At 66.7% G+C, this 26,206-nt stretch carries 23 protein-coding genes; 19 read left to right on the top strand and 4 right to left on the bottom strand.

Features of this window, described 5'->3' with window-relative positions; translation table 11 throughout:
- Positions 1 to 111 precede the first annotated feature (111 nt).
- On the bottom strand, positions 112 to 1,785 hold the full coding sequence (locus WFK61_RS17875) for an ABC transporter permease (RefSeq protein WP_336813436.1): 1,674 nt from the start codon (positions 1,783 to 1,785) through the stop codon (positions 112 to 114).
- Complete coding sequence (locus WFK61_RS17870) at positions 1,782 to 2,825, bottom strand: ABC transporter ATP-binding protein (RefSeq protein WP_336813435.1); 1,044 nt, start codon at positions 2,823 to 2,825, stop codon at positions 1,782 to 1,784. The genes WFK61_RS17875 and WFK61_RS17870 overlap by 4 nt, the downstream gene beginning before the upstream one ends.
- A 113-nt stretch (positions 2,826 to 2,938) precedes the next feature.
- On the opposite strand from WFK61_RS17870, the gene WFK61_RS17865 reads away from it, so the two are divergent.
- The 13 genes from WFK61_RS17865 to WFK61_RS17805 all read left to right on the top strand — a co-directional run bounded on the left by WFK61_RS17865 (position 2,939) and on the right by WFK61_RS17805 (position 16,331).
- Positions 2,939 to 3,925, top strand: a complete 987-nt coding sequence (locus WFK61_RS17865; RefSeq protein ID WP_336813434.1) for an extracellular solute-binding protein — start codon at positions 2,939 to 2,941, stop codon at positions 3,923 to 3,925.
- A gap of 43 nt (positions 3,926 to 3,968) precedes the next feature.
- Positions 3,969 to 4,979, top strand: coding sequence for a hypothetical protein (locus WFK61_RS17860; RefSeq protein WP_336813433.1), 1,011 nt, complete (start codon positions 3,969 to 3,971; stop codon positions 4,977 to 4,979).
- 72 nt (positions 4,980 to 5,051) lie between these two features.
- Positions 5,052 to 5,363: an FtsB family cell division protein gene (locus tag WFK61_RS17855; RefSeq protein ID WP_336813432.1), complete on the top strand. Its 312-nt coding sequence runs from the start codon at positions 5,052 to 5,054 to the stop codon at positions 5,361 to 5,363.
- Positions 5,364 to 5,615: 252 nt separating this feature from the next.
- A complete protein-coding gene (pdhA, locus tag WFK61_RS17850; protein WP_336813431.1) occupies positions 5,616 to 6,713 on the top strand; it encodes a pyruvate dehydrogenase (acetyl-transferring) E1 component subunit alpha in 1,098 nt (365 codons plus the stop codon).
- A 59-nt stretch (positions 6,714 to 6,772) separates the two neighbouring features.
- Positions 6,773 to 8,173 (top strand): pyruvate dehydrogenase complex E1 component subunit beta, encoded by a 1,401-nt coding sequence (locus WFK61_RS17845; protein WP_336813430.1) that lies wholly within the window; start codon positions 6,773 to 6,775, stop codon positions 8,171 to 8,173.
- 14 nt (positions 8,174 to 8,187) lie between these two features.
- Positions 8,188 to 9,513 (top strand): pyruvate dehydrogenase complex dihydrolipoamide acetyltransferase, encoded by a 1,326-nt coding sequence (locus tag WFK61_RS17840; RefSeq protein WP_336813429.1) that lies wholly within the window; start codon positions 8,188 to 8,190, stop codon positions 9,511 to 9,513.
- An 18-nt stretch (positions 9,514 to 9,531) separates the two neighbouring features.
- Complete coding sequence (gene lpdA / locus WFK61_RS17835) at positions 9,532 to 10,971, top strand: dihydrolipoyl dehydrogenase (protein WP_336813428.1); 1,440 nt, start codon at positions 9,532 to 9,534, stop codon at positions 10,969 to 10,971.
- 69 nt (positions 10,972 to 11,040) lie between these two features.
- A complete protein-coding gene (locus WFK61_RS17830) occupies positions 11,041 to 11,814 on the top strand; it encodes an alpha/beta hydrolase family protein (protein WP_336813427.1) in 774 nt (257 codons plus the stop codon).
- A gap of 64 nt (positions 11,815 to 11,878) precedes the next feature.
- Entirely contained in the window at positions 11,879 to 12,217 is a 339-nt protein-coding gene (locus WFK61_RS17825; protein ID WP_336813426.1) for a GlsB/YeaQ/YmgE family stress response membrane protein, read from the top strand.
- Between the two features lie 81 nt (positions 12,218 to 12,298).
- On the top strand, positions 12,299 to 12,577 hold the full coding sequence (locus WFK61_RS17820; protein WP_336813425.1) for a GlsB/YeaQ/YmgE family stress response membrane protein: 279 nt from the start codon (positions 12,299 to 12,301) through the stop codon (positions 12,575 to 12,577).
- Positions 12,578 to 12,677: 100 nt separating this feature from the next.
- Complete coding sequence (gene lipA / locus WFK61_RS17815; RefSeq protein WP_336813424.1) at positions 12,678 to 13,691, top strand: lipoyl synthase; 1,014 nt, start codon at positions 12,678 to 12,680, stop codon at positions 13,689 to 13,691.
- A gap of 13 nt (positions 13,692 to 13,704) precedes the next feature.
- Positions 13,705 to 14,181, top strand: coding sequence for a type II toxin-antitoxin system RatA family toxin (locus tag WFK61_RS17810; protein ID WP_336813423.1), 477 nt, complete (start codon positions 13,705 to 13,707; stop codon positions 14,179 to 14,181).
- 41 nt (positions 14,182 to 14,222) lie between these two features.
- Positions 14,223 to 16,331, top strand: a complete 2,109-nt coding sequence (locus WFK61_RS17805; RefSeq protein ID WP_336813422.1) for a polyamine aminopropyltransferase — start codon at positions 14,223 to 14,225, stop codon at positions 16,329 to 16,331.
- 8 nt (positions 16,332 to 16,339) lie between these two features.
- Here WFK61_RS17805 and WFK61_RS17800 read toward each other — a convergent pair whose 3' ends face one another.
- Positions 16,340 to 16,837 (bottom strand): CinA family protein, encoded by a 498-nt coding sequence (locus WFK61_RS17800; protein WP_336813421.1) that lies wholly within the window; start codon positions 16,835 to 16,837, stop codon positions 16,340 to 16,342.
- Positions 16,838 to 16,839: 2 nt separating this feature from the next.
- A complete protein-coding gene (locus WFK61_RS17795; protein WP_442896324.1) occupies positions 16,840 to 18,075 on the bottom strand; it encodes a bifunctional 2-C-methyl-D-erythritol 4-phosphate cytidylyltransferase/2-C-methyl-D-erythritol 2,4-cyclodiphosphate synthase in 1,236 nt (411 codons plus the stop codon).
- Between the two features lie 146 nt (positions 18,076 to 18,221).
- Here WFK61_RS17795 and dusB point away from each other — a divergent pair, with 146 nt between their 5' ends.
- The 6 genes from dusB (at position 18,222) to hfq (ending at position 26,134) form a co-directional block, all read left to right on the top strand.
- Positions 18,222 to 19,211 carry a tRNA dihydrouridine synthase DusB gene (gene dusB, locus WFK61_RS17790; RefSeq protein WP_336813419.1) on the top strand — a complete coding sequence of 330 codons (990 nt, stop codon included), beginning with the start codon at positions 18,222 to 18,224 and terminating at the stop codon, positions 19,209 to 19,211.
- 27 nt (positions 19,212 to 19,238) lie between these two features.
- Positions 19,239 to 20,372: a two-component system sensor histidine kinase NtrB gene (locus WFK61_RS17785; protein ID WP_336813548.1), complete on the top strand. Its 1,134-nt coding sequence runs from the start codon at positions 19,239 to 19,241 to the stop codon at positions 20,370 to 20,372.
- 16 nt (positions 20,373 to 20,388) lie between these two features.
- Positions 20,389 to 21,840: a nitrogen regulation protein NR(I) gene (gene ntrC / locus WFK61_RS17780; protein ID WP_336813418.1), complete on the top strand. Its 1,452-nt coding sequence runs from the start codon at positions 20,389 to 20,391 to the stop codon at positions 21,838 to 21,840.
- 147 nt (positions 21,841 to 21,987) lie between these two features.
- Positions 21,988 to 24,252, top strand: a complete 2,265-nt coding sequence (locus tag WFK61_RS17775) for a sensor histidine kinase NtrY-like (protein ID WP_336813417.1) — start codon at positions 21,988 to 21,990, stop codon at positions 24,250 to 24,252.
- Positions 24,249 to 25,616 carry a nitrogen assimilation response regulator NtrX gene (ntrX, locus tag WFK61_RS17770; RefSeq protein WP_336813416.1) on the top strand — a complete coding sequence of 456 codons (1,368 nt, stop codon included), beginning with the start codon at positions 24,249 to 24,251 and terminating at the stop codon, positions 25,614 to 25,616. Before WFK61_RS17775 ends, ntrX begins: the two co-directional genes overlap by 4 nt.
- A 269-nt stretch (positions 25,617 to 25,885) precedes the next feature.
- A complete protein-coding gene (gene hfq, locus WFK61_RS17765; RefSeq protein WP_038365847.1) occupies positions 25,886 to 26,134 on the top strand; it encodes an RNA chaperone Hfq in 249 nt (82 codons plus the stop codon).
- Positions 26,135 to 26,206: the final 72 nt, after the last annotated feature.

Below are 26,206 nucleotides of genomic sequence, written 5' to 3'. Positions count from 1 at the left end.
AAACGTTAGAGACGGCTTTCTAGCCCGGCGTTCCGGCCGGCAGCCTGATCGGCGTTCTCGCCGAATCTCGGGCGGCCATCATCCCGCTGAGGCCGGCAGCGTCTGCCGCGCCTAGAGCAGGGCGCGCTCGTCGCGTCCCAGCAGGCGGAAGGCGAGATAGATCGCGGTGCCGCTGAGCACGAGCAGGATCGTCGAGAGCGAGGCGGCCGTACCGTAGTCGCCGTCATTGATCGCGATGTAGATCTTGACCGGCATCGTGATCGTTCCGCCGACATAGAGCACCAGCGACGAGGAAAGCTCGTTGACCGCGGTCACGAAGGACAGCATCGCGCCGGCGACGATTCCGGGCAGGATCAGCGGGATCGTGACCTTCAGGAAAGCCTGTACAGGGCTGTAGCCGAGCGAGATCGCCGCTTCCTCCATGCTCGGGCCGACCTGCCGCAGCGCCGCCGCCGAGGAGCGCACGGCATAGGGCAGGCGGCGGATGAAGACGGAGAGAATGATGATCGCGGCGGTGCCGGTCATCGCCAGGGGCGGGGTGTTGAAGGCCGCGATGAAGGCGACGCCGACCACGATGCCCGGCATCACATAGGGCACCATCAGGGTCGCATCGAGCAGCGAACTCTGCGCGGTGTTGCGCCGGGCCACGAGGCAGCCGATCAGCGTGCCGATCACCACGATCAGCAGCACGGAGACGCCGGAGAAGACGAGCGAGTTGCGCACGACGTCGCCGAGCGTGGCGATGATGCGGCTGTAGCTTTCCAGTCCGAACCCGGGCTGGAAGACCGGCCCGTTCGTCTTCCGGATCGAGTAGATCGCCGCGATGATCGCCGGCATCGCGCCGCCCAACGCGATGAAATAGACCGCCGCATGGGCCGCGACATTGGCGAAGCCCCTTAGCTGAATCTTCTCCGGCCGGTTGATCAGGTTGCTGTGATAGACGTTGCGCCGCGACATGTAGCGCTGGATGAAGACGAAGATCATCGACATCAGGATCAGCACGAGGCTCAGCGTGGTCGCCATGCCGAGATTGGAGCCGATCTCGGCGGAATAGGCGGTGTAGGCCTCGGTCGCGAGCACGTTGAAGCCGCGTCCCAGAAGGCGCGGCGTGCCGAAATCTGCGATCGCATGGATCAGCGCGAGCAGGCCGCCGGCCGAGAGCGCCGGCAGGACCAGCGGGAACGAGATCTTCAGCACGCGCTGGAACGGCGTCAGGCCAAGATTCTCCGCCGCCTCTTCCAGCGAGCGATTGATATTGGCGAGCGCGCCCGAGGTCAGCAGGTAGACGTAAGGGTAGAACTTGAAGGCGAAGACGATGAGGATGCCCCAGACGCCGTAGATCGGCGGCATGAAGATGCCCCAGCCCATCAGCGTCTGCCGGATGATGCCGCCCGAGCCGAACAGCACGATCCAGGAATAGGCGCCGATGAAGGGCGGCGAGACCAGCGCCAGGATCGCCATCATCGAGACGAAGCGGCCGCCCGCGATGCGCAGGCGGGCCATGCAGAACGCCATGACCGAGCCGAGCAGGAGCGCACCCGCCAGCCCGCCGAAGCCGACGATCAGCGTGTTGATCAGCGCGTTGAGATAGCGCGTGCTGGTGAACAGCCTCTGCCAGTTGGCAAGCGTCAGCTGACCGCTCTCGTCGCGAAAGCTGGAGACCAGGACGAGGCCGAGCGGGATCAGCAGCAGCACGATCAGGATCGCCCAGGCCGCCACCGCGACGAGCGTCCAGAAATCCGGGCGCCAGCCGTTGCGCCTTGCCGGGGCGGCGACCGCGCTCACGCCGCAAGCTCCGTCGGAACACGCTGTCCGGCCGCATCGAAGGCGTGCAGGTCGGCCCGGTCGAAGCTCAGGCGGATCTCGCGGCCGGCCTCTATGACGAGGTCAGGAGGAGGGGCGGCGATCTGCGCGACGAGGCGATTTCCCTGGGCCCGGACGGTGAGATGCGCCTCGCGGCCGAGATAGGTGAAATGCTCGACCACGCCGGTGATAGCGGTACCTCCGTGCTCGGTCGCTCCGGTATCGGCAAGGCGCAGGCGCTCCGGCCGCAAGGCCCATTGCGCCACGCCCGGCACCTCGGGCAGGCCGAAGGCGGAGGGCTGGAGCAGGTTCATGGTCCCGACGAAGGAGGCGACGAAGCGCGTCGCCGGCCGGCCATAAATCTGCTGCGGCGTGCCGATCTGCTCGATCGAACCGCCATCCATCACGCAGATCCGATCGGAAATGGCGAGCGCCTCCTCCTGATCGTGAGTGACATAGATCGCCGCGATGCCGATCGTCCGCTGGATGTCGCGGATCTCGTCGCGCAGGTCGAGCCGGAGCTTGGCGTCGAGATTGGAGAGCGGCTCGTCCATCAGGAGCAGGCGCGGTTTCACCACCATGGCTCGGGCGATGCCGATGCGCTGCTGCTGCCCGCCGGAAAGCGCTGCCGGCAGGCGCTCGGCGAGAGCCGAGAGGCGGACGGTCGCTAGCGCCTCGGCGACGCGGTCCCGGATCACAGAGGCGGCGACCTTGCGCGCCTTGAGGCCGAAGGCAACGTTCTCGGCGACCGTCAGGTGCGGGAAGATCGCATAGTCCTGGAAGACCATGCCGATATCGCGCTTGTGCGGCGGCACCGCGAGCAGATCTGCCCCGTCGAGCGTGACCTTGCCCTCCGACAATTGCGAGAAGCCCGCAATCGAGCGCAACAAGGTCGTCTTGCCGCAGCCGGACGGGCCGAGCAGCGTGAAGAACTCCCCCTGCGCGACGGTGAAGGAGACGCCATTCAGCGCCGTCGTGGCCCCGTAGCGCTTGATCGCGCCATCGACAGTCAAATATGCCATGCCGGCAAAGAATCTCCGCTTGCGCCTAGTTGCGCACGGCCACGATTGGACGGCAAGATGGCTGATCATCGCCGGCACAGATCGGCGCTTTTGAAGAGATTGGGGAGCGGATCATGACGTCGAACAGCAATTGGGTTGGGGGCGTCCTGCTGGCGGCGGGGCTTCTGGGCGTTGCGGGAGCGGCCCACGCCGCCGACAACAAGGTCGTGCTCTACACCGCCCATAAGTCCTCGATCGTGCAGAAGATGATCCCACTTTTCGAGGCGGAGACGGGCATCAAGGCCGAGGTGGTGCAGCTCGGTTCCGGCGATGTCTTCCGGCGCGCCCGCGCCGAGGCCGCCGCGCCGAAGGCCGACGTGATCTGGAGCGTCACCGGCTCGCTTCTGGGCGAGAATGCCGATCTGCTCTCCCCCTATGCGCCGAAAGACCAGGGCGCCATCGACGAGCGCTTCGTCAGCAGCCCGGCTTGGACGCCCTACACGACCGTCATCTACGTGCTGATGGTCAATAACCGCATGGTCAAGGACGGCGATATCCCGAAGACCTGGGCCGCGCTCTCCGACCCGAAATGGAAGGGCAAGGTCGCCTCGGCCCGCGTCGACAATTCCGGCTCGGCCTTCCAGCAGATGACGACGGTGCTTACCTCGGGCGGCGACAAGGGCTGGGAGAATTACGGCAAGCTCGCCAAGAACTTCGTCTTCTCGGACAGCTCCGGCGCCGTGCCCCGCTTCGTCGCCGATGGCGAGGCGCCGCTCGGCCTGACGCTCGAGGACAACGCGCTCGAATATGTCGCCGGTGGAGCGCCGGTGAAGATCGCCTATATCGAGGACGGCACCACGACCTCGCCAGATGGCGTCGCGATGCTCAAGGGCGCGCCCAATCCGGAGCCCGCAAAGCGCTTCATCGACTGGGCCCTGTCGAAGAAGACGCAGGAGGCACTGGTCAAGGAAGCCGGCCGCCGCTCCGTGCGCAAGGACGTCGCCGCGCCGGGCGACGTGAAGCCGCTTTCCGAACTGACGCTGGTCAAGCTCAAGTCCGTCGAGGAACTCGGTGGCACCAAGGCGCTGATCGAGAAGTGGCGGCAGGTGACCGGCAACTGATACAGGCGACGGACGACGCTGACCGCCGGATACGACGACGACCATGCAGATCGAATGCTTCAGCCTCGGCAAGCGCTTCGCCAATCCCGAGGAGAACGAGGACAGCGTCGTCATCCTGCCCGGCCGCGGCTATGCCGTGATCGACGGGGTGACCGACCGCAGCGGCCGCCGCTTCGGCGCCATGCGGGCAGGGCGCTTCGCCTCCGGCCTTGTGGCAGCGGCGGTCTCGCGTTTCCTGCTCGACGAGGATCTCAGCGTCAGTGGCGGACCGGAGCGCGTGCACAGGCTGGTTCAGGCCTTGGGCGAGGCGCTGCGCGGGGGCTACGCGGCGCACGGCCTGCTGGACAAGGCCTCGGCCGATCCCGCTGCCCGGATCGGCTGCACGCTGGCGCTGGGCTATCATGACGGCCCGGCGCTGCAACTGGTCTCGATCGGCGATTCCGGCATTCGGCTCAGCGGGAAAGCGCTGGGCACGATCCGTCATGTCGAGGAGAAGCCGCTCGATCGCGTGACGGCGCTGATCCGGCGCGAATGCTGGGCGCATCTCGGCAGGGTGCGCGCCGATCCGCTGCCTCAACGCGCGATCTCCGACGACGCCGTCTGGAACGGCCTGCGCGAGCCGCCGGCCGGGCTGGGGGCGGAGGCCTGCGCCACGATCCGGGCGCATGTGCTGCGGCTCTGCGAGGAGGAGATGCCGCGGATTGATCGCGCCGAGATCGAACGGCTCGTCGATAGCGGCATCAGCGGCCAGCGCGCCTTCTCCAACCATCCCACGAGCGATCTCGGCTATGGCGTGCTCGACGGCTTCGCCATTGCCGAGCGGCACGTCTTTGCTGCTGACTATCCTGCAGCCGAGGTCGCGCGCCTCGAACTGTTCAGCGATGGTTATTTCGCCGAGCCGGGCGCCTTCGGGGTCGCGGCCTGGGAAGCCAGTTTCGCCGAAGTCGAGCGGATCGACCCCGACAAGATCGGCCCCTATGCCAGCGTGAAGGGCTCGGGCGCCGACAGCTGGACCGATGACCGGACCTATCTCGGCATTGCCTTCGATCGCTGAAGGCTGGAAACCGGCCGATCTTCTTAAGCTTCGTTAACCCGGCGGAAACCAAACCGCCCTAGCTTTTGCGCCATGGTTATCCGCCGCGGCCTCCGGTCCATTTTCGTGACATTGGCTCTCTACCTCGTGTCGGGAGCGGCGGTGGCCTATTTCATGTTCCATGCGCAGCACGGCGCGCGTGGCCTCGAGGCACGCGGCGCGATCCGGGAGTCGCTGCGCGACATGGAGAGCGAGCTCGCCGCGCTGACGACCGAACGCAAGTCCTGGGAGCAGAAGCTCGCGCTGGTGCGCAGCGAGGCCGTCGATCGCGACCTTCTTGAAGAGAACGCCCGCGCGATCCTCGGCCGGGCGCACAAGAACGACGTCGTCATCATGGGCCGCTGAGCGGCTCCGGGCGACCATTCGGCTCAGCAAGCTCGCGCGGATCTTCGGCAAAGTAAGCGTTCCACCTTTCGGCCCGGACGTTCCGGAAGCCGCCATTCTTAGTTCCGGACGTATCGATCAACCTGAATCAGGTTAATTCAACAAGACTCTTTCTTTTCAAAGAGTTGAGCGATGCTGCATTGCGAGATAGCGTGCTCGCCAAGGTTTTTTTGATCCTCTACAACTTGGGCAAATGACCTTGGAGGACCGCCTATGGCTGTTGCTGCGCGTAAGTCGAAAGCTCCCGCTCAACCCAAAGCCGCCGCGAAGCCGGCGAAGGCCAGAGCCGGCAAGGACGGCGCCGCCAAGGCTGCGGGGGCCCTCAGCAACGCCCCGACCTTCACCAAGGACGAAGACCTCCACGCCTATCGCGAGATGCTGCTGATCCGGCGTTTCGAGGAGAAGGCCGGCCAGATGTACGGCATGGGCCTGATCGGCGGCTTCTGCCACCTTTATATCGGCCAGGAAGCCGTCGTCATCGGCATGCAGATGGCCTCGAAGGATGGCGATCAGGTCATCACCGGCTATCGCGACCACGGCCATATGCTGGCCTGCGGCATGGAATCGCGCGGCGTGATGGCGGAGCTGACCGGCCGGCGCGGCGGCTATTCGCGCGGCAAGGGCGGCTCGATGCACATGTTCAGCCGCGAGAAGAATTTCTATGGCGGCCACGGCATCGTCGGCGGGCAGGTCTCGCTCGGCACCGGCCTCGCCTTCGCCGACTGGTATCGCGGCGACAACACGGTCTCGATGACCTATTTCGGCGACGGCGCGGCCAATCAGGGCCAGGTCTACGAGAGCTTCAACATGGCCGAGCTCTGGAAGCTGCCGGTCGTGTATGTGATCGAGAACAACCGCTACGCCATGGGCACCTCGGTCAATCGCGCCTCGGCGCAGACCGATTTCTCCCGCCGCGGCGTCTCCTTCGGCATTCCGGGCGAGCAGGTCGACGGCATGGATGTCCGCGCCGTGCGCGAGGCCGGCCTGCGCGCCATCGAGCATGCCCGCTCCGGCAAGGGCCCGTATATCCTGGAGATGCAGACCTATCGCTATCGCGGGCATTCGATGTCCGACCCGGCGAAGTACCGCTCCAAGGACGAGGTCCAGCGCATGCGCGAGGAGCACGATCCGATCGAGCAGGTCCGCGCCCGCCTGATCCGCGACTTCAAGATCGGCGAGGACGAGCTCAAGGCGATCGACGCCAAGGTGCGCGAGATCGTCAACGATGCCGCCGAGTTCGCGACCCACGATCCCGAGCCGGATCCGTCGGAGCTCTTCACCGACATCCTGCTGGAAGCCCCGCGGAGCTGATCGCTCCACGCCTGCCGGCCTTCATCCTTTTCCCCGCGTCTTAGAATCCGGGTGCGTTCATGCCGATCGACATTCTCATGCCTGCGCTTTCTCCCACCATGGAGGAAGGAAAACTGGCCAAGTGGCTGAAGAAAGAGGGCGATCAGGTCAAGGCCGGCGACATCATCGCCGAGATCGAGACCGACAAGGCGACCATGGAGGTCGAGGCGGTCGATGAGGGCGTTCTCGCCAAGATCCTCGTCGCCGACGGCACCGAGAACGTCGCGGTGAACACCCCGATCGGCGTGATCGCGGCCGAGGGCGAGGATGTCTCGGCTGCGGCCAGCGGCGGCGGCAAGGCGGCGGCTCCGGAAGCCAAGGCCGAGCCTGCGCCTGCTTCCGCGAAGGCCGAGGAAGCCCCGGCAGCCGCCCCGGCCGTCAGCGTCCCCGCCCAGGCCAAGGCCTATGATTCCTCGTCGGAATTCCCGGCCGGCGCCGAGCTGGTCAGCACTACGGTCCGCGAAGCGCTGCGCGACGCGATGGCCGAGGAGATGCGCCGCGACAAGGACGTCTTCGTCATGGGCGAGGAGGTCGCGGAGTACCAGGGCGCCTACAAGGTCACTCAAGGGCTGCTGCAGGAATTCGGGCCGAAGCGCGTGATCGACACGCCGATCACCGAGCACGGCTTCGCCGGCATTGGCGTCGGCGCGGCCCTGTCGGGCCTGAAGCCGATCGTCGAATTCATGACCTTCAACTTCGCCATGCAGGCGATCGACCACCTCATCAATTCCGCCGCCAAGACGCTCTACATGTCCGGCGGCCAGATGGGCGCGCCGATCGTGTTCCGCGGCCCCAACGGCGCGGCCGCCCGCGTCGGCGCCCAGCACAGCCATGATTATGCAGCATGGTACTCGAACGTGCCGGGCCTCAAGGTGGTGATGCCCTACAGCGCCTCCGACGCGAAGGGCCTGCTGAAGAGTGCGATCCGCGATCCGAACCCGGTGATCTTCCTCGAAAACGAGATCATGTACGGCAAGTCCTTCGACGTGCCGAAGGGCGACGACTTCCTCGTCCCGATCGGCAAGGCGAAGGTGGTGCGTCCCGGCAAGGACGTGACGATCGTCTCCTTCGGCATCGGCATGACCTATGCGCTCGGCGCCGCCGAGGCGCTGGCCAAGGACGGCATCGAGGCCGAGGTCATCGACCTCAGGACCATCCGCCCGATGGATATCGAGACGGTCATCGCCTCGGTGCAGAAGACCAATCGCTGCGTCGCGGTCGAGGAGGGCTTCCCGCAGTCCGGCGTCACCGCCGAGATCGGCATGAAGATCATGGAGGCGGCCTTCGACTATCTCGACGCCCCCGTCGCTCGCGTCACCGGCAAGGACGTGCCGATGCCCTATGCGGCGAACCTCGAGAAGCTCGCGCTTCCGAATATCGGCGAGGTCGTCGCGGCGGCCAAGGCCGTCTGCTATCGCTGAGAGGGGGCTGACCGATGCCGACGAACATCCTGATGCCCGCGCTCTCTCCGACGATGGAGAAGGGCAATCTCGCCAAGTGGCTGAAGAAGGAAGGCGACACGATCAAGTCCGGCGACATCATCGCCGAGATCGAGACCGACAAGGCCACGATGGAGGTCGAGGCGGTCGACGAAGGCGTGCTTGCCAAGATCGTGGTGCCGGAAGGCACGGCCGATGTCGCGGTCAACGAGATCATCGGCGTGATCGCCGGCGAGGGCGAGGACGCCAAGAGCGTCTCCGCCCCGGCTGTCGCTGGCGCCGCGCCTGCCAAGGCCGAGGCTCCGGCTGCTGCCGCGGCGCCCGCACCGGCTGCGGTCGCTCCCGCGGCGGCTCCGGCTTCCGCTGGTGGCAGTCGTGCCTTCGCCTCGCCGCTCGCCCGCCGCATCGCCAAGGACGCCGGGCTCGACCTCAATGCGATCAAGGGCTCAGGCCCGCATGGCCGCATCGTCGAGAAGGATGTCGAGGCCGCCAAGAAGGGCGGCGGCGCCAAGGTTGCGCCCGCGGCGGCTGCCGCCGCCGCGCCCTCCGCGCCGAAGCCTGCCGCCGCTCCGCTTGCGACCGGCCCCTCCGACGAGCAGGTCAAGAAGCTGTTCGAGCCGGGCTCCTATGAGGAGATTCCGCATGACGGCATGCGCAAGACGATTGCACGCCGCCTGACCGAGGCCAAGCAGACGATCCCGCATTTCTACGTCACGCTGGATTGCGAGCTCGATGCCCTGCTGAAGCTGCGCGCCGAGCTCAATGCGGCCGCCCTCGAAAAGGACGGCAAGCCGGCCTACAAGCTCTCGGTCAACGACATGGTGATCAAGGCGCTGGCGCTCGCACTCAAGGCCGTGCCGGACGCCAATGTCTCCTGGACCGAAGGCGCCATGCTCAAGCACAAGCATGCCGATGTCGGCGTCGCCGTCTCGATCCCCGGCGGCCTGATCACGCCGATCATCCGCGATGCCTGCCACAAGACGCTGTCGCAGATCTCCAACGAGATGAAGGACATGGCAGCACGCGCCAAGGCCCGCAAGCTGAAGCCCGAAGAGTATCAGGGCGGCACGACGGCGGTCTCCAATCTCGGCATGTTCGGGGTCAAGGACTTCGCGGCGGTGGTGAACCCGCCGCATGCGACGATCCTGGCGGTCGGCGCCGGCGAGCAGCGCGTCATCGTCAAGGGCGGCCAGCCGGCCGTGGCGACGGTGATGTCGGTGACGCTCTCGACCGACCACCGCGCCGTCGACGGCGCGCTCGGCGCCGAGCTCCTGCAGGCGTTCAAGGGCTATATCGAAAAGCCCATGGCGATGCTGGTCTGAGGCGGCGGGAGAGAAACCATGGCTGACTACGACATCATCGTCATCGGCTCCGGCCCCGGTGGCTATATCGCTGCCATCCGGGCGGCCCAGCTCGGCTTCAGGACCGCGGTGGTCGAGCGCGAGCATCTCGCCGGCATCTGCTCGAACTGGGGCTGCATCCCGACCAAGGCGCTGCTGCGCTCGGCCGAGATCCTGCATTACGGCCAGCACGCCAAGGATTATGGCCTGACGCTGGAAGGCTCGTTCAAGGCCGATCTGGACGCCATCGTGAAGCGCTCGCGCGGCATCGCCACGCGGATGAACAACGGCGTCCAGTTCCTGATGAAGAAGAACAAGGTCGACGTGATCTGGGGCGAGGCCAAGCTGACCAAGCCCGGCACGATCACGGTCGCGCCGACCAGGAAGCCGGCGATGCAGCCGCAGACGCCGCCGCCCAAAAACGCCAAGGGCGAGGGCACCTATACCGCCGACCACATCATCGTCGCGACCGGCGCCCGGCCGCGCGCGCTGCCCGGCATCGAGCCGGACGGCAAGCTGATCTGGACCTATTTCGAGTCGATGGTGCCGGCCAAGATGCCGAAATCGCTGCTCGTCATGGGCTCCGGCGCCATCGGCATCGAATTCGCCTCGTTCTACCGGACGATGGGCGTCGAGGTGACCGTGGTCGAGGTCATGCCGCAGGTCGTGCCGGTCGAGGATGCCGAGATCGGCGCCTTCGCCCGCAAGGCCTTCGAGAAGCAGGGCATGAAGATCATCACCAGCGCCAAGGTGACGAAGGTCGAGAAGGGTGCGGACTCCGTCACCGCCCATATCGAGGACGAGAAGGGTGGCAAGCAGACGATTACCGCCGACCGGATGATCTCGGCCGTCGGTGTCGTCGGCAATATCGAGAATCTCGGCCTCGAAGCGCTCGGCGTGAAGACCGATCGCGGCTGTATCGTCATCGACGATGTCTGCCGCACGAACGTCAAGGGCGTCTATGCGATCGGCGACGTCGCCGGCCCGCCGATGCTGGCTCACAAGGCCGAGCATGAGGCGGTGATCTGCGTCGAGGCGATCAAGGGCCTGCATCCGCATCCGATGGACAAGCTGATGATCCCGGGCTGCACCTATTGCCACCCGCAGATCGCCAGCGTCGGCCTGACCGAGGCGAAGGCCAAGGCTGCCGGCCACGAGATCAAGGTCGGTCGCTTCAACTTCGTCGCCAACGGCAAGGCCGTGGCGCTCGGCGAGGACAGCGGCATGGCCAAGACGATCTTCGACGCCAAGACCGGCAAGCTGCTCGGGGCCCATCTCGTCGGCCCGGAAGTGACCGAGCTGATCCAGGGCTTCGTCGTCGCCATGAACCTGGAGACGACCGAGGAAGAGTTGATGCACACGATCTTCCCGCATCCGACCCTGTCGGAGGTGATGAAGGAGAGCGTGCTCGACGCCTACGGCAAGGTCCTGAACGCCTGAGGCATAAGACGACGACGGAGAGCCTGCGGAGCTGGCTCTCCGCGGGCGCGATGGCAGCGGGGGGCAGCCATGAAGCGCTGGGGTGTGAGAGTTCTCGCCGGTCTCGCGGCTGCCGTGCTCGGCAGCGCCGGAGCCTTGGCCTGCGAAGGTGACAAATGCGCCAACGGCCTGGCCTATGAGGCCTTCGGCTCGGCGCCCGGCACAGGACGCCCCGTCCTCGCCGTCTTCGTCCATGGCGATGTCTCGGCCGGTGGGCCGGCCGATTACATGTATGCCTATGCCCGGCAGTTCGCCGCCGGGCGCAAGAACGTGGTGGCGGTCGCCCTGCTGCGGCCCGGCTATTACGACCGCACCGGCCATCGCAGCGACGGCTCCGACAACGGTCGGCGCGATACGTTCCATTCCGGCAACAACCGGGCCGTCGCCGGGGCGATCAGCGAGCTGAGGCAGCGCTACAATGCCCGCAGCGTGGTCGCCCTTGGGCATTCGGGCGGTGCCGGCACGATCGGCGTGGTGGCCGGCAACAATCCCGGCCTGATCAACGGCCTCGTGCTGGTGTCCTGTCCCTGCGACGTGCCCGCCTGGAATACCAGCCGCGGCCGGCGGCCCGGCTCGGCCCAGTCGCCGGTCGACTATGTATCCGGCATTCCCGGAGGAACCCCGATCGTGGCGATCACCGGCCAGGCCGACGACAACACCCGCCCGGAGCTGGCGACGGACTATGTCGCGAAGGCGCAGGCGCGCGGCTTGCCGGCGAAGGCGCAGATCGTCGGCGGCGGGCATGGTTTCAGCGGGGCGCTGGCAGGGGCCTCGGTATCCGCGCTGGGCGCGATGGCGCGCTGATCCATAGCCGGAATGGGGCCGGGATCGTCTTGGCGCCGGCCCATCGGCATTCCATATTGCGCCGATGCCGCCACGCACCCGTAAATCGCCCAAGCCCGATCGCATCGTCCGCGACGAGGAGATCGAGATCCTGCCGCCACGCCGGACGCTGCCGCTCGACTGGAGCGTCATCGTGCCGACCGTGGCCTTCGGCACCGTCACGGGCTTCGCCGCGAGCCTGATCGTCGGGGGCGGCGGGGTGATCCGCCATGCCGTCGTCGGCGTGCTCGGCATGCTGATCGGGCAGGGCATCGTGCGCCTGACCGGCTGGCGCCTGAACACCGGCTACGGCTTCCTCGACGATGCCGGCATGGCGGTGCTCGGCGCCATCCTCGTCATCCTGCTGGCACGTTTCATCGCGTGAGATAGCATCGCGAGTGGAACCGGCGCGGGCCGGAACCGTTGATGGCGCGCGCATCCGCGCATGGCTAGGGGGATATCCGCGATGGAAAGCTTTGCCGCCACCATGGCCCAGCCGGGCTATGGCTTCTTCATGACACTGCTGATCGGCGTCATCGCCGGCTGGATCGCCGAGCGCCTGACCTCGTCCGATCACGGCCTCTTCACCAACATGCTCGTGGGTGTCGCCGGCTCCTTCGTCGGCGCCAAGGTCGCGGAACTCCTGGAGATTCCGGTCTTCGGCTTCTGGCGAACCCTGACCGCGGCGGTCGCCGGCGCCGTCATCGTCATCGTGATCTGGAACGCGGCCCGCCGCCGCAGCTAAAGCTCTGTTGCCGGGGCCGGGAGTTGCGGCTGAGCCCTTTGAGGATTAGCTAGAGGGAGCCGGCTTTGCCGGCTCCTGCTGTTGAAGCCCGGACCCTGTTATGGCGCTTGTTCTCGACCTGCTGAACCGCGATCCGCGGCCCAACGCCGGCAATCCGAAGGCGCAAGCCACGGAAGTCCGCCATCCCGAGAAGCAGAAGCGGCCGGAGAACCCGGTCCTGCGCAAGCCGGACTGGATTCGCGTCAAGGCGCCGGGCTCGCCGAAATGGGCCGAGACCCGCGCGATCGTGAAGGCCGAGAAGCTGGTCACAGTCTGCGAGGAGGCCGGCTGCCCCAATATCGGCGAGTGCTGGGAAAAGAAGCACGCCACCTTCATGATCATGGGCGACACCTGCACGCGGGCCTGCGCCTTCTGCAACGTGAAGACCGGCGTGCCCCAGCCGCTCGATCTGGAAGAGCCGCGCAAGGTCGCGGAAGCCGTCGCCAAGCTCGGGCTTGAGCATGTCGTGATCACCTCGGTCGACCGCGACGACCTCAAGGATGGCGGCGCCGAGCATTTCGCCAATGTGATCAAGGCAATCCGGAAGGCTTCGCCCGGCACCACGATCGAGATCCTGACGCCGGACTTCCTGCGCAAGCCGGGCGCGCTCGAAGTGGTCGTCGCGGCCAAGCCCGATGTCTTCAACCACAATCTCGAAACCGTGCCGGGCAAGTACCTCAAGGTGCGGCCGGGCGCGCGCTATTTCCATTCGCTGCGCCTGCTGCAGCGGGTGAAGGAGCTTGACCCGACCATCTTCACCAAGTCCGGCATCATGGTCGGCCTCGGCGAGGAGCGGAACGAGGTGCTCCAGTTGATGGACGACCTGCGCTCGGCCGAGGTCGATTTCATGACGATCGGCCAGTATCTCGCGCCCTCGCGCAAGCACCATGCGGTGATCCGCTTCGTCACGCCCGACGAGTTCAAGAGCTTCGAGACCATCGCCTATGCCAAGGGCTTCCTGATGGTGTCCTCGACGCCGCTGACACGCTCCTCGCATCATGCCGGCGAGGATTTCGCCAAGTTGCGTGCCGCGCGCGATGCCCAGATCGGTATCGGCCACAACCGCCGCGCCTGAGGGCACGCTACCGATGCCGATGTTCAACAGCACCCGCCGGGTGAAGCACTCGCCCGAGCAGATGTTCGCGCTCGTCGCCGATGTCGAGAAATATCCGCAGTTCCTGCCGCTCTGCGAGGGATTGACGGTGCGCCGGCGCACGCCGCGAGAGGGCGGCGGCGAGGTGCTGCTGGCCGACATGAGCGTCGGCTACAAGGCGATCCGCGAGACCTTCACCAGCCGCGTGACGCTCGATCCGGCCAATCTCAAGATCCTCGTCGAATATGTCGACGGGCCGTTCCGCTACCTGGAGAACCGCTGGACCTTCAAGCCGCATGAAGCGGGCTGCGAGGTCGGCTTCTTCATCTCCTACGAGTTCGCCAGCCGCATGCTCGGTCTGCTGATGGGCGCGATGTTCGACAAGGCCTTCCGCAAGTTTGCCGAAGCCTTCGAGAAGCGCGCCGAACTGGTCTATGGCCGCGGCACATCCACCGCGGTGACGGGGTCTTAAGCCCTGCATGGCATGGTTCGGCGCTCAGCCGAGGACATGCCATGGACGCATCCGCAGCGCAGACCGCCGACCGCCTTCAGACGCGCCGCCTGGCAGCGACGCTTCCCGTCTATCTGGCGACGATCTTCGTCTCGGCTTTCCTGCTCTTCGGCATCCAGCCGATGTTCGCCAAGATGGTTCTGCCGAAGCTCGGTGGTTCGCCCGGCGTCTGGTCGGTCGCCATGGTGTTCTTCCAGGCGGTGCTGCTCGCGGGCTATGGCTATGCCCATCTGCTGGTGAGCCGCCTGACCTTGCGCCGTGCCGCGCTCGTCCACCTGACGCTGATGATCGTGGTCCTCGCGGTCAACCTGCCGATCCATATCGCAGCAGGGTTCGAGCGGCCGCCGCAGGAGGGGGAAATGCTCTGGCTGATCGGCCTGTTCACGGCCTCGGTCGGTCTGCCCTTCTTCGCCGTCGCCGCCAATGGGCCGCTGCTGCAGGCTTGGTTTGCGCGGAGCGGGCATAGCCATGCCGCCGATCCGTATTTCCTTTACGCCGCCTCGAATGTCGGCAGCTTCCTGTCCCTGATCGCCTATCCTTTCGTGGTCGAGCCCCTATTGCCGCTCGCCGTGCAGGCCACGGCCTGGGCCTGGGGCTTCGCTCTGCTGCTCGTCGGGATCACGGCTTGCGCCGGGCTCGCCATCGGCGTGAGCCGCGCGGATGTGCCCGCCAGCCTCGCGATCGCGACCGCCGCGCCGATCACCGCTGCCCAGCGCTTCAGCTGGGTGGCGCTCGCCTTCGTACCTTCGGGGCTGCTGGTCGCAGTCACCGCGCATGTCTCGACCGATGTCGCCGCAGTGCCGCTGCTCTGGGTCGTACCGCTGGCGCTGTTCCTTCTGACCTTCGTCATCGTCTTCCAGCGCCGGCCGATCCTGCCGCATCGCTGGATGCTGCATCTCCAGCTTGTCCTCACGGCACTGCTGCTGGTCGCAATCGTCGCGAAGCTCAATATCGGCTGGATCGGGACGCTCGCCCTGCATCTTGGCCTGTTCTTCACGACAGCCATGGTCGCCCATGGCGAACTGGTGAAACGCAGGCCCGACGCGGCGCACCTGACCGAATTCTACCTCTGGATGTCCTTCGGCGGCGTTCTCGGTGGGCTATTCTGCGGCCTGCTGGCGCCGGTGATGTTCAATTCGGTTGCGGAGTATTCCTTGTTGCTCATCGCCGGACTGCTGTGCCGGCCGGGCTTCACCGCGATCAAAATGTCGCCCCGCATCCGCTTCGCCTTGGCGGTCGCCGGTGTGAGCGCGATCATCGGCATCGTCCTCAGCGAACAGAGGCGCACGGATTCCGTCCGCTCCTTCTTTGGTGTCAATCGCGTCCTGGAGACGGCAGACGGGCGCTTCCGCGATCTCGCCCATGGCACGACGGTGCATGGTACGCAGCGCATCCGCAATGATGACGGCAGCGCCGCTACCGGGCGCCCCGAGCCATTGACCTATTACTTCACCGGCGGCGGCATCGCGGACGGGATCGATGCCGTGCGTCGGGCCCGTGGCGACGTGCTCGGCAAGGTCGCGGCCGTCGGCGTCGGTACCGGCTCGCTCGCCTGCCAGATCCGCCCGGGCGAGAGCTGGAGCTTCTACGAGATCGACCCGCATGTGATCGGCATCGCGACCGATCCCGCTCGCTTCTCCTTCATCAGCCAATGCGCGCCCCGCATCCCCTTCGTGATCGGCGATGCCCGCTTGACGCTGGGCGATGCGGTTCCGGGATCACTCGACCTGATCGTGATCGACGCCTTCTCGTCGGATGCCATCCCCGTCCACCTGCTGACTAAGGAGGCGATAGGACTATATCTCTCGCGCCTCGCCCCCGGCGGAGCCTTGCTGTTCCACATCTCCAACCGGCACATGGATCTCGGCCCCGTGGTCGCCGCTACGGCCAATGAGCACGGGCTGCTCACCTGGGTCAGGGAACCCAGCCAGACGCCGCAGCTGACGCATGAGCGCAAGGTCTCGCCACGCGTCGCGATCGTCGCGCGCAGTGCCGCCGACCTGCGCTTCGCCGAGGGCGAGAACTGGCGGCCTGTCGAGTCTGCAGGCGTGAAGCCCTGGCGCGACGACTATGCCGACGTTCTCGGCGCGATCATGCGGAAATCCCGGTAGGGGGTGCCTCAGGGCCCGGTCAGCACCGCTTCGCGCAGCAGGTCGAGCGCTTCCAGCACGCTGAGGCGACGGATCTCGTCGCGCGACTGCTCGCCGAAGCGGCGTTCGCGATGGCGCGTGCCGGAAGGGCCGGCGCAGGCGAAATGGACCAGCCCGACCGGCTTCTCGACGCTGCCGCCGCCGGGGCCGGCAACGCCGGTGATCGAGACCGCGAAACTGGCGTCGAGGCGCGAGCGGCCACCCTCTGCCATCGCGCGCGCCACCGGCTCGCTGACGGCGCCATGCTGCTTGATCAGCGCCATCGGAACGCCGGCGAGCGCGGCCTTCGCCTCGTTGGAATAGGTGATCAGGCCGCCCTGAACCATCGAGGACGAGCCGGCGATGGCGGTCAGCGCGCCGCCGACGAGGCCGCCGGTGCAGGATTCGACCGTCGCGACCGTGAAGCCGCGCTCCAGGCTCATGCTCAGCAATTCAGCCGCGAGCGACCGGATCTCGAGATCGAACATGGCTAGTCCTCCTCGGGCAGGCGGATCGTTGCCGTGCCGAATGCGACGAGGCCCTCGCGGCGGCCGGTGAAGCCCATCCGCTCGGAGGTCGTCGCCTTGATCGCGACCTTGCCCAGCGAGATGCCGGCGATTGCCGCGATCTCGGCGCGGATGGCTTCGCGATGCGGGCCGACCTTGGGCGCCTCGCAGACGATTGTGAGGTCGAGGAAATCGATCCGCCCGCCGCGCTCGCGGACGCGGGCCGCCGCGAAGGCGAGGAACTGGGCTGAGGCCGCGCCGCGCCATTGCGGATCGCTCGGCGGGAAATGCGTGCCGATATCGCCGTCGGCGAGCGCACCAAGCAAGGCGTCGGTCAGGGCATGGAGTGCGACATCGCCATCGGAATGGGCGACGACGCCCTGATCGTGCCCGATGCGGACGCCGCCGAGCCAGACATGGTCGCCCGGCCCGAAGGCGTGGACGTCATAGCCGGTGCCGACCCGCGTCACGAGCGCCTTGCCCGGATGCGCTGCGGCCCGCAGGAAATCCGCGGCATGGGTCAGCTTCACATTGGCCGGGTCGCCCTGGAAGGTCGCGACCGGATGGCCCGCCCATTCCATCAGGGCGGCGTCGTCGGTGAAGCCGTGCAGCAGGGCGGCTTCTGCGGCCTCATGAGCTTCCAGCAATGGCTTGAAGCGGAAGGCCTGCGGTGTCTGGACGGTGACCAGCTGATCGCGCGGCGGCGTCTCGGCGACATGGCCGTCGGCGCTGGTACGTTTCACCGTGTCGGTCACAGGCAGGGCGGGAATGGCGGCGATCGCGCCGGCGCCGAGCCGGTGAATCGCGGCGCCGATCTGGGCACGCGAGACGAAGGGCCGGGCGGCATCATGAACCAGCACGATGCCGTCGAAGCCTTCGCGCTCAAGCGCAAGCAGACCGCGCCGCACCGAGGCCTGTCGCGTCGCGCCGCCGAGCGTCGGGGCCGCAAGCCGCGAACCGTCGATCCCGGCCGTGGCATTGGCGTAGCGCGCCTCGTCGCCCGCGCCGATCACGACGGCGATGCGCTCGATCGCCGGCTCGGCCAGGAACGGCATCAGCGCATGGGCAAGAACGGGACGGCCTTCAACCAGCCGGTATTGCTTCGGCTCGCCCTCGCCGGCGCGCAGCCCCCGGCCGGCCGCCACGAGCAGGGCGGCAACGGGCAGGGACGCATCGGATTGAGGGAGCACGGCGCTGGGTCCTGGCTGCAAGCGGGTCATGGCGCATGCCATAGCCAATTCTGCGGCGCGAGGGCAGGGGGTGCGACGCTGCTGCATTGCAGCATCAACCTATGGGCGCTTGCGCTGATGCAGCATTGTCCAATAAATATGCATATAGATAAGTGCCTTAAAAGCAGGCTGAAATTTTGGACATCGCAGGTATCCCAGTTGCGTCCCGTGCCTTCCTGGCGCCGATGTCGGGCGTGACGGACATCGTCATGCGCCGCCTGGCGGCCCGCAGCCATGCGGGTATCGTGGTTTCGGAGATGGTCGCGTCCGACGAGTTCGTGCGCGGCAGCGAGGAGGCGCGCATCCGCGCCGAGGGCGAGGGCGTGTCGCCGCATGTCGTCCAGCTTGCCGGTTGCGATCCCTACTGGATGGGGGAGGCGGCGCGGCTGGCCGAGGCCAATGGCGCCGATATCGTCGACATCAACATGGGCTGCCCGGCCAAGAAGGTGACGGGCGGCTGGGCCGGCTCAGCGCTCATGCGCGATCTCGACCATGCGATCGCGCTGGTCGAGGCGGCGGTCGCTGCCACGACCGTGCCGGTGACGGTCAAGATGCGCCTCGGCTGGGACGATGCCTCCCGCAATGCGCCGGAGCTTGCGCGGCGGGCGGTCGATGCGGGTGCGCGGATGATCACGGTCCATGGCCGCACGCGCCAGCAGTTCTACAAGGGCACGGCGGATTGGCGGGCGATCGCAGCGGTGCGTGCAGCCGGTGATTTCCCGCTGGTAGCCAATGGCGACATTCACGATGTCGCGGATGCGCGGGCCTGTCTTGAGCAATCCGGCGCCGATTTCGTCATGGTGGGGCGTGCCGCACTCGGCCGGCCCTGGCTGGTTGGCGAGATCGGTGCAGCGCTGGACGGGCGCGAATTCCGTGCGCTGACATTGGCCGAGAAGCTTGCGCTGGCCCGTGAGCATTACGAGGGCTTGCTCGCCCTGCTGGGCGTCGCCCATGGCGTACGCCACGCCCGCAAGCATCTCGCTGCTTATGCCGATGACGCGGTTGCCGATGGCTGCGAGCCCGATGCCGAACTGCGCCGCAGCCTACTGACCTCCGACGAACCGCGGACCGTCCTTACGGCGCTCGCGGGATTGTTTTCGACCGACCGCAGCCGCGCAGCGGCCTGACGCGGAGAGGATGAGCTGATGACGGCGATGTTTGCCGACAAGGGGCTTGGAAGCCGCAGCGCCTATCTGCTGGACCCGATCGAGGTTCAGGCGCTGAACGTGCTGCCCATGCCGGTACTGGTGATCGGCGAGAGCCATGCCGTGCTCTATGCCAATACGGCGGCGGAAGACTTCTTCCAGTCGAGCGCCGCCGTGCTCAAGCGCCAGCGCATCGATGATCTTATCGCCTTCGGCTCGCCCGTGCTCGGGCTGATCGAGGAGGTGCAGCGCCGCGGCGCCAGCGTCAGTGAGTACCGCCTCGATCTCGGCACGCCGCGCCTCGGAACCGATCATATCGTCGATGTCTTTGCCTCTCCGCTGCCCAGTCAGGGCGATGCGGTCGTGCTGATGCTGCAAGAACGGACAATTGCCGAAAAAATGGACAGGCAATTGACGCATCGCGGGGCAGCCCGCTCGATCACCGCGCTCGGCGCGATGCTGGCCCACGAGATCAAGAACCCGCTCTCGGGCATCCGCGGCGCGGCGCAATTGCTCGAAGGCTCGATCTCCGACGACGACCGCATGCTGACGCAGCTGATCTGCGACGAGACCGACCGGATCGTGAAGCTGGTCGAGCGTGTCGAACTGTTCGGCGACGAGCGGCCGAGCGAGCGCGACGCGGTCAATGTCCATGACGTGCTCGACCATGTGAAGCGGCTCGCCCAGTCCGGCTTTGCCCGGCATATCCGCTTCACGGAGACTTACGATCCCTCGCTGCCGCCGGTCGCCGGCAATCGCGACCAGCTCGTCCAGGTGCTGCTCAATCTCGTCAAGAACGCCGCTGAGGCCATCGGCGAGGGCGCGATCGACGGCGAGATCACGCTGACGACTGCCTATCGTCCGGGCATCCGCCTGCAGGTGCCGGGATCCTCGGAGCGGATCGCCCTGCCGCTTGAAATCGCCGTGCGCGACAACGGGCCGGGAGTGCCTTCCGATCTGGTGCAGCACCTGTTCGATCCCTTCGTCACGACCAAGGCCCAGGGAAGTGGCCTTGGACTTGCACTTGTCGCCAAGGTGATCGGCGATCACGGCGGAATCGTCGAATGCGAGTCCGTTCCGCGCCGGACGCATTTCAGGATCCTCCTGCCCCTGCACCAGCTCAGGTCGGGGCAGGCAACGTAAAGGCCTCAAGCAACACATGCCGACCGGTCACATCCTCGTCGCCGACGACGACGCCGCGATCCGCACCGTCCTGAACCAGGCGCTCGCCCGGGCGGGCTATGAAGTCAGGACCACGGGCCAGGCCGCCACCCTCTGGACCTGGGCTGCTCAAGGACTGGGCGACCTGATCATCACCGACGTGGTCATGCCTGATGGTAATGCCTTCGACCTGCTGCCGCGTATCAAACGGGTGCGGCCCGAACTGCCGATCATCGTGATGAGCGCGCAGAACACCTTCATGACGGCGATCAAGGCGTCGGAACGCGGTGCCTATGAATATCTGCCCAAGCCCTTCGACCTGAAGGAGCTCGTCGCCATCGTCGGCCGAGCCATGTCGCGCCCCCGCGGCGAGGCGGCGCGTGGGCACGCGGCCGAGCCCGAGGACATCCCGCTGATCGGCCGCTCCCCGGCGATGCAGGATGTCTATCGTGCGCTCGCCCGCCTGATGCCGATCGATCTCACCGTGATGATCAACGGCGAATCCGGCACCGGCAAGGAACTGGTGGCGCGCGCCCTGCACGATTACGGCAAGCGCAAGAACGGCCCCTTCGTCGCGATCAACATGGCAGCGATCCCGAAGGACCTGATCGAATCCGAGCTCTTCGGCCATGAGAAGGGCGCCTTCACCGGGGCGCTGACGCGTTCGTCCGGCCGCTTCGAGCAGGCGGAGGGCGGCACGCTCTTCCTCGACGAGATCGGCGATATGCCAATGGAGGCGCAGACCCGCCTGCTGCGCGTGCTCCAGCAGGGCGAATACACCACGGTCGGCGGGCGCACCCCGATCAAGACCAATGTCCGCATCGTCGCCGCCACCAACAAGGACCTGCGCATCTCGATCGCGCAGGGCCTGTTCCGCGAGGACCTGTTCTTCCGGCTGAATGTCGTGCCGATCCGCCTGCCGCCTTTGCGCGAGCGCATCGAGGACATCCCGGATCTCGTCCGCCACTTCTTCACGCTGGTCGAGAAGGAGGGGTTGCCGCGCAAGCAAGTCGATTCGGAAGCGATGGACGTAATGCGGCAGTACCGCTGGCCGGGCAACGTCCGCGAGCTGGAGAATCTCGTGCGGCGCCTGGCCGCGCTCTACCCGCAGGAAACGATCACGGCACCGATCATCGAGGCTGAATTGCAGCCGGCGGCAGTGGGAGCAGGCTTCACGAGCAGCCCCGCTGTGTCCGAGCGCGCGGAAACGCTGTCGGGCTCGGTCGAGCGCCATCTCGGCCAGTATTTCGGCGGCTTCGGCGACAATATCCCGCCGCCGGGCCTGTATCATCGCATCCTGCGCGAGATCGAGCCGCCGCTGATCGCCGCCGCGCTCGCCGCCACGCGCGGCAATCAGATCCGTGCCGCCGAGCTCCTCGGCCTCAACCGCAACACGCTGCGCAAGAAGATTCGCGAGCTCGACATGCAGGTGGTGCGTTCGCCCCGCTAAAGGTGGCTTCACCGCCTTGTGAATGTCATATTTTGACAACACCGTTGCGGCGGCGCATCAGTAGCGCCCTGCAGGCATGATCGGTTCGCGGTCCCTGCCATATCGGAGTTGTCGGCAAACGTGTCCGCTTCTGTCAACGAAGCCAGAATGATGCCGCGCGGCGAGGAGAAATCCCGCCGCGTCTCGGGCTGGGTCGGCGGGATCGTCGTCGCGCTGGCGCTGATCTCGGCGCTGGTCACCTTCCTCGTTCTGTCCGGCGCAACGCCGATCGTGCCGGTGCACGAGGTCGTGGTCGGCGTGTTCGTGCTGAACGCGCTGCTGATCCTGGTGCTGATCGTCATCGTCGCCATCGAGGCCGCGGTGCTGATCCGCGCCCGCAAGGCCGGCGCAGCGGCTGCCGGTCTCCATGTCCGCATCGTCGGCCTGTTCAGCATCATCGCGGCCCTGCCGGCCGTCCTCGTCGCCATCATCGCCACCGTCACGATCGAGCGCGGGCTGGAGCCGTGGTTCTCGGACCGGATGCGTGATGCCATCTTCAAGTCGGTCGAGGTCGCCGATGCCTATGCCGCCAGCCAGTGCCGCTCGCTGGGACGCGAGATCCGCCTTCTCGCCGACGATCTAAGTCGGGCCAAGCCCGCCTTCGACGTCGACCGTAAATGGTTCGAGAACTTCCTGACCACGCGCGCGACCGTATTGGGCCTGCCCGTCGCCGCGATCATGCAGCCGCCGGACAAAATCGTCGCGCGCGCCAATATCAACGTGCTGCGCGACGCGCCGCTGCCGGACCAGGCCGCCTTCGACGATGCGCGCTCCGCGCCGGAGCCGATCTGCGTCATCCCGCGGACAGGGCTGGTGTTCGGCGCCGTGATGAAGCTGCCGGCCTATGACAACAGCTTCCTGCATGTCGCCCGCGAGGTCGATCCGCTCGCCGTCGAGTTCCCGTCCGTCGCGCGCGGCGCGGCGGTCGAATACCTGTCGATCGACGCGCGCCGGAAGGGCGTCCAGATCGCCTTCGCCTCGATGTACGGGCTGATCGCGCTGATCCTGCTGCTCTCGGCGATCTGGCTTGGCCTGAGCTTCGCCAACGGGCTCGTCGCGCCGATCCGCCGGATGATCGACGCGACGGATCAGGTCTCCAGTGGCAATTTCTACGTTCAGGTGCCGATCCGACGATCCGAGGGCGATCTCGCCCATCTCGGAGAGACCTTCAACAAGATGACGGCGGAGCTGCGCCGCCAGCGCGACAGCCTCGTCACCGCCAGCGAGGTCATCGACCGGCGCCGTCGCTTTACCGAGACGGTCCTTTCCGGCGTCTCCTCCGGTGTGCTCAGCCTCGATGGCGACGGCCATATCACGACGATCAACCGCTCGGCCGAAAGCCTGCTCGGCACCGGCGGGCGCCTGCTCGGCAAGCCCATTGCCGAGGTCGCGCCGGAAGTGGCCGGCTTCGTCGCGGAAGCCCTGCAGAACCGGCAGCGCCAGAGCTCGGGTCAGGTCGCTTTCACCCGCGGCGGGCAGGACCGCATGGTCAATATCCGCGCGGTCAGGGAAGGTGAGGGGGTCGGCGCCGGGCTCGTGGTGACGCTCGACGACATCACCGACCTCGTCTCGGCCCAGCGCACCGCCGCCTGGGCCGATGTCGCGCGCCGCATCGCGCATGAGATCAAGAATCCGCTGACGCCGATCCAGCTCTCGGCCGAGCGCATCAAGCGCCGGTTCGGGCGCGTCATCACCGAGGGCAAGGACGTCTTCGACCAGTGCACCGACACGATCGTGCGGCAGGTCGAGGATATCCGGCGCATGGTCGACGAGTTCTCCTCCTTCGCCCGCATGCCGAAGCCCTCGCTCGCCCGCGAGGACATCGTCGAGACGGTCCGGCAGATCGTCTTCCTCTGGCGGGTCGGCAATCCCGAGACCACCATCGCTGAGGTCCTGCCGCCCGATGCCGTGCCGGCACGCTTCGACCGGCGCCTGATCTCGCAGGCGCTGACCAACGTCATCAAGAACGCGACCGAGGCGATCGAGGCCGTGCCGACCGAGGAGCGCGGGCAGGGCCGGATCGATGTCCAGATGGCGCGGCTCGACGACGGCCGGATCGTCATCGACGTCATCGACAACGGCAAGGGCCTGCCGGCCGACCAGCGCCAGAAGCTGTTGGAACCCTATATGACGACGCGCGAGGGTGGCACGGGCCTGGGCCTCGCCATCGTCGGCAAGATCCTGGAGGACCATGGTGGCGGCATCGAATTGCTGGACCGCCCGGATGCCGCCAGTGGTGCACGGGGCGCGCGCATCCGCCTCTGGTTCCCCGAGACAGGGCCGGCGCAGGACACCGAGGGCGGCGATGCGGCCGCCCAGCCGGAAAACGGCTCGCGCAACACGGATGATTCGAAGAATGGGATACGCCTATGAGCGCTGACATCCTGGTAGTGGACGACGAAGTCGATATCCGCGATCTGGTCGCCGGCCTGCTGGAGGACGAGGGCTACAGGACCCGCAAGGCGGGCTCCGCCGACGAGGCGCTGGCCGCGATCGCATCGCGCCGGCCCAATCTCGTCTTCCTCGATATCTGGCTGCAGGGCAGCCGGCTCGACGGGCTGCAGGTCCTGGAGCTGATCAAGGAGAACCACCCCGATCTCGCGGTGGTGATGATCTCCGGCCACGGCAACATCGAGACGGCGGTCTCGGCGATCAAGAGCGGCGCCTACGACTTCATCGAGAAGCCGTTCAAGGCCGACCGGCTGGTGCTGGTCGCCGAACGGGCGCTGGAAGCCTCGCGCCTGCGCCGCGAGGTCCGCGAGCTCAAGACCCGCTCGGTCCAGGCCGACCGGATCGTCGGCCGCACCACGGTGGTCAACCAGCTGCGCCAGACGATCGAGCGCGTCGCACCGACCAATGCGCGCGTGCTGATCACCGGCGAGCCGGGCTGCGGCAAGGAACTGGCGGCGCGCACGCTGCATGGCGCCTCGACCCGGTCGAGCGGCCCCTTCGTCGTCATCAACGCGGCGACGATCACGCCCGAGACGATGGAAGAGGAGCTCTTCGGCATCGAGGGCGGCGACGGCCGCGGGCGCCGGATCGGCGCGCTCGAGGAGGCCCATGGCGGCTCGCTCTATATCGACGAGATCGGCGACATGCCGCGCGAGACGCAGAACCGCATCCTGCGCGTGCTGGTCGACCAGAACTTCCAGCGCGTCGGCGGCGCGACCCGCGTCCATGTCGATGTCCGCGTCATCTCCTCGTCGAGCCGCGACCTGGCGCAACTCATCGCCGACGGGCATTTCCGCGAGGACCTCTATCACCGCCTCAGCGTCGTCCCGATCAAGGTGCCGCCGCTGTCGGAGCGGCGCGAGGACGTGCCGGAGCTGATCGAGTTCTTCATGGAGCAGATTTCGGTCGCCAGCGGCCTGCCCAAGCGCCAGATCGGCAGCGATGCGATGGCGGTGCTGCAGTCGCACGAATGGCCCGGCAACATCCGCGAGCTGCGCAACAATGTCGAACGCCTGATGATCCTGACCAAGGGCGACCCGACGGCCGAAGTGACGATCGAGATGCTGCCGGCCGAGGTCGGCGCGATGGTGCCGACGACGCCGTCCGGCTCGGGCGGCGAGCGCCTGATGAGCCTGCCGCTGCGCGACGCGCGCGAGATCTTCGAGCGCGAATACCTGATCGCCCAGATCGCGCGCTTCTCCGGCAATATCTCGCGCACGGCCGAGTTCATCGGCATGGAACGCTCGGCATTGCACCGGAAGCTGAAGTCGCTCGGCGTCGGCTAGCCACAGAACCGAACACCTCGCCCTTGATGGAAACGTCCAGGGGTGAGGTGTTTCCAGGCCGTCAGGCGCGCCACGCATGCCCATTTGCACGCTACGCAGGCGGCATGCGTCTAAAGTCGGCAATGCTGCACTTGCGTTGCGGATGAAGACGACGATCTAATGGAGCATCGGTGTTCCGACGCTGGTGGAATGCGCCGCCGGCCTGAAACGGAACGAATTGGATCGCTGGATTTTAATCCGATCGGCGATCCCAACAACAGGGACTACCCATGGCCGCCGAGCGGGCACAAAATCTCCAGGACACTTTCCTCAACCATGTGCGCAAGCAGAAGATCCCGCTGACGATCTTCCTCGTCAACGGCGTGAAGCTGCAGGGCGTCGTCACCTGGTTCGACAATTTCTGCGTGCTGCTGCGCCGTGACGGCCATTCGCAGCTCGTCTACAAGCACGCGATCTCGACCATCATGCCCGGCCATCCGGTGCAGCTGTTCGAGCCCGAGGAAACGGACAAGAACTGATTTGGCGACAAGCCACAAGGACGACAAGGATCGGGCGGCCACGCGCGTCACAGGCGCGAAGCCGCTCGACGA

The sequence above is a fragment of the Allobosea sp. MMO-172 genome, from assembly GCF_037147855.1.
In the GTDB taxonomy this organism is placed as follows: domain Bacteria; phylum Pseudomonadota; class Alphaproteobacteria; order Rhizobiales; family Beijerinckiaceae; genus Allobosea.
The sequence above is the reverse complement of the archived record's forward strand: the minus strand, read 5'-3'. Positions and strand labels throughout refer to the sequence as shown.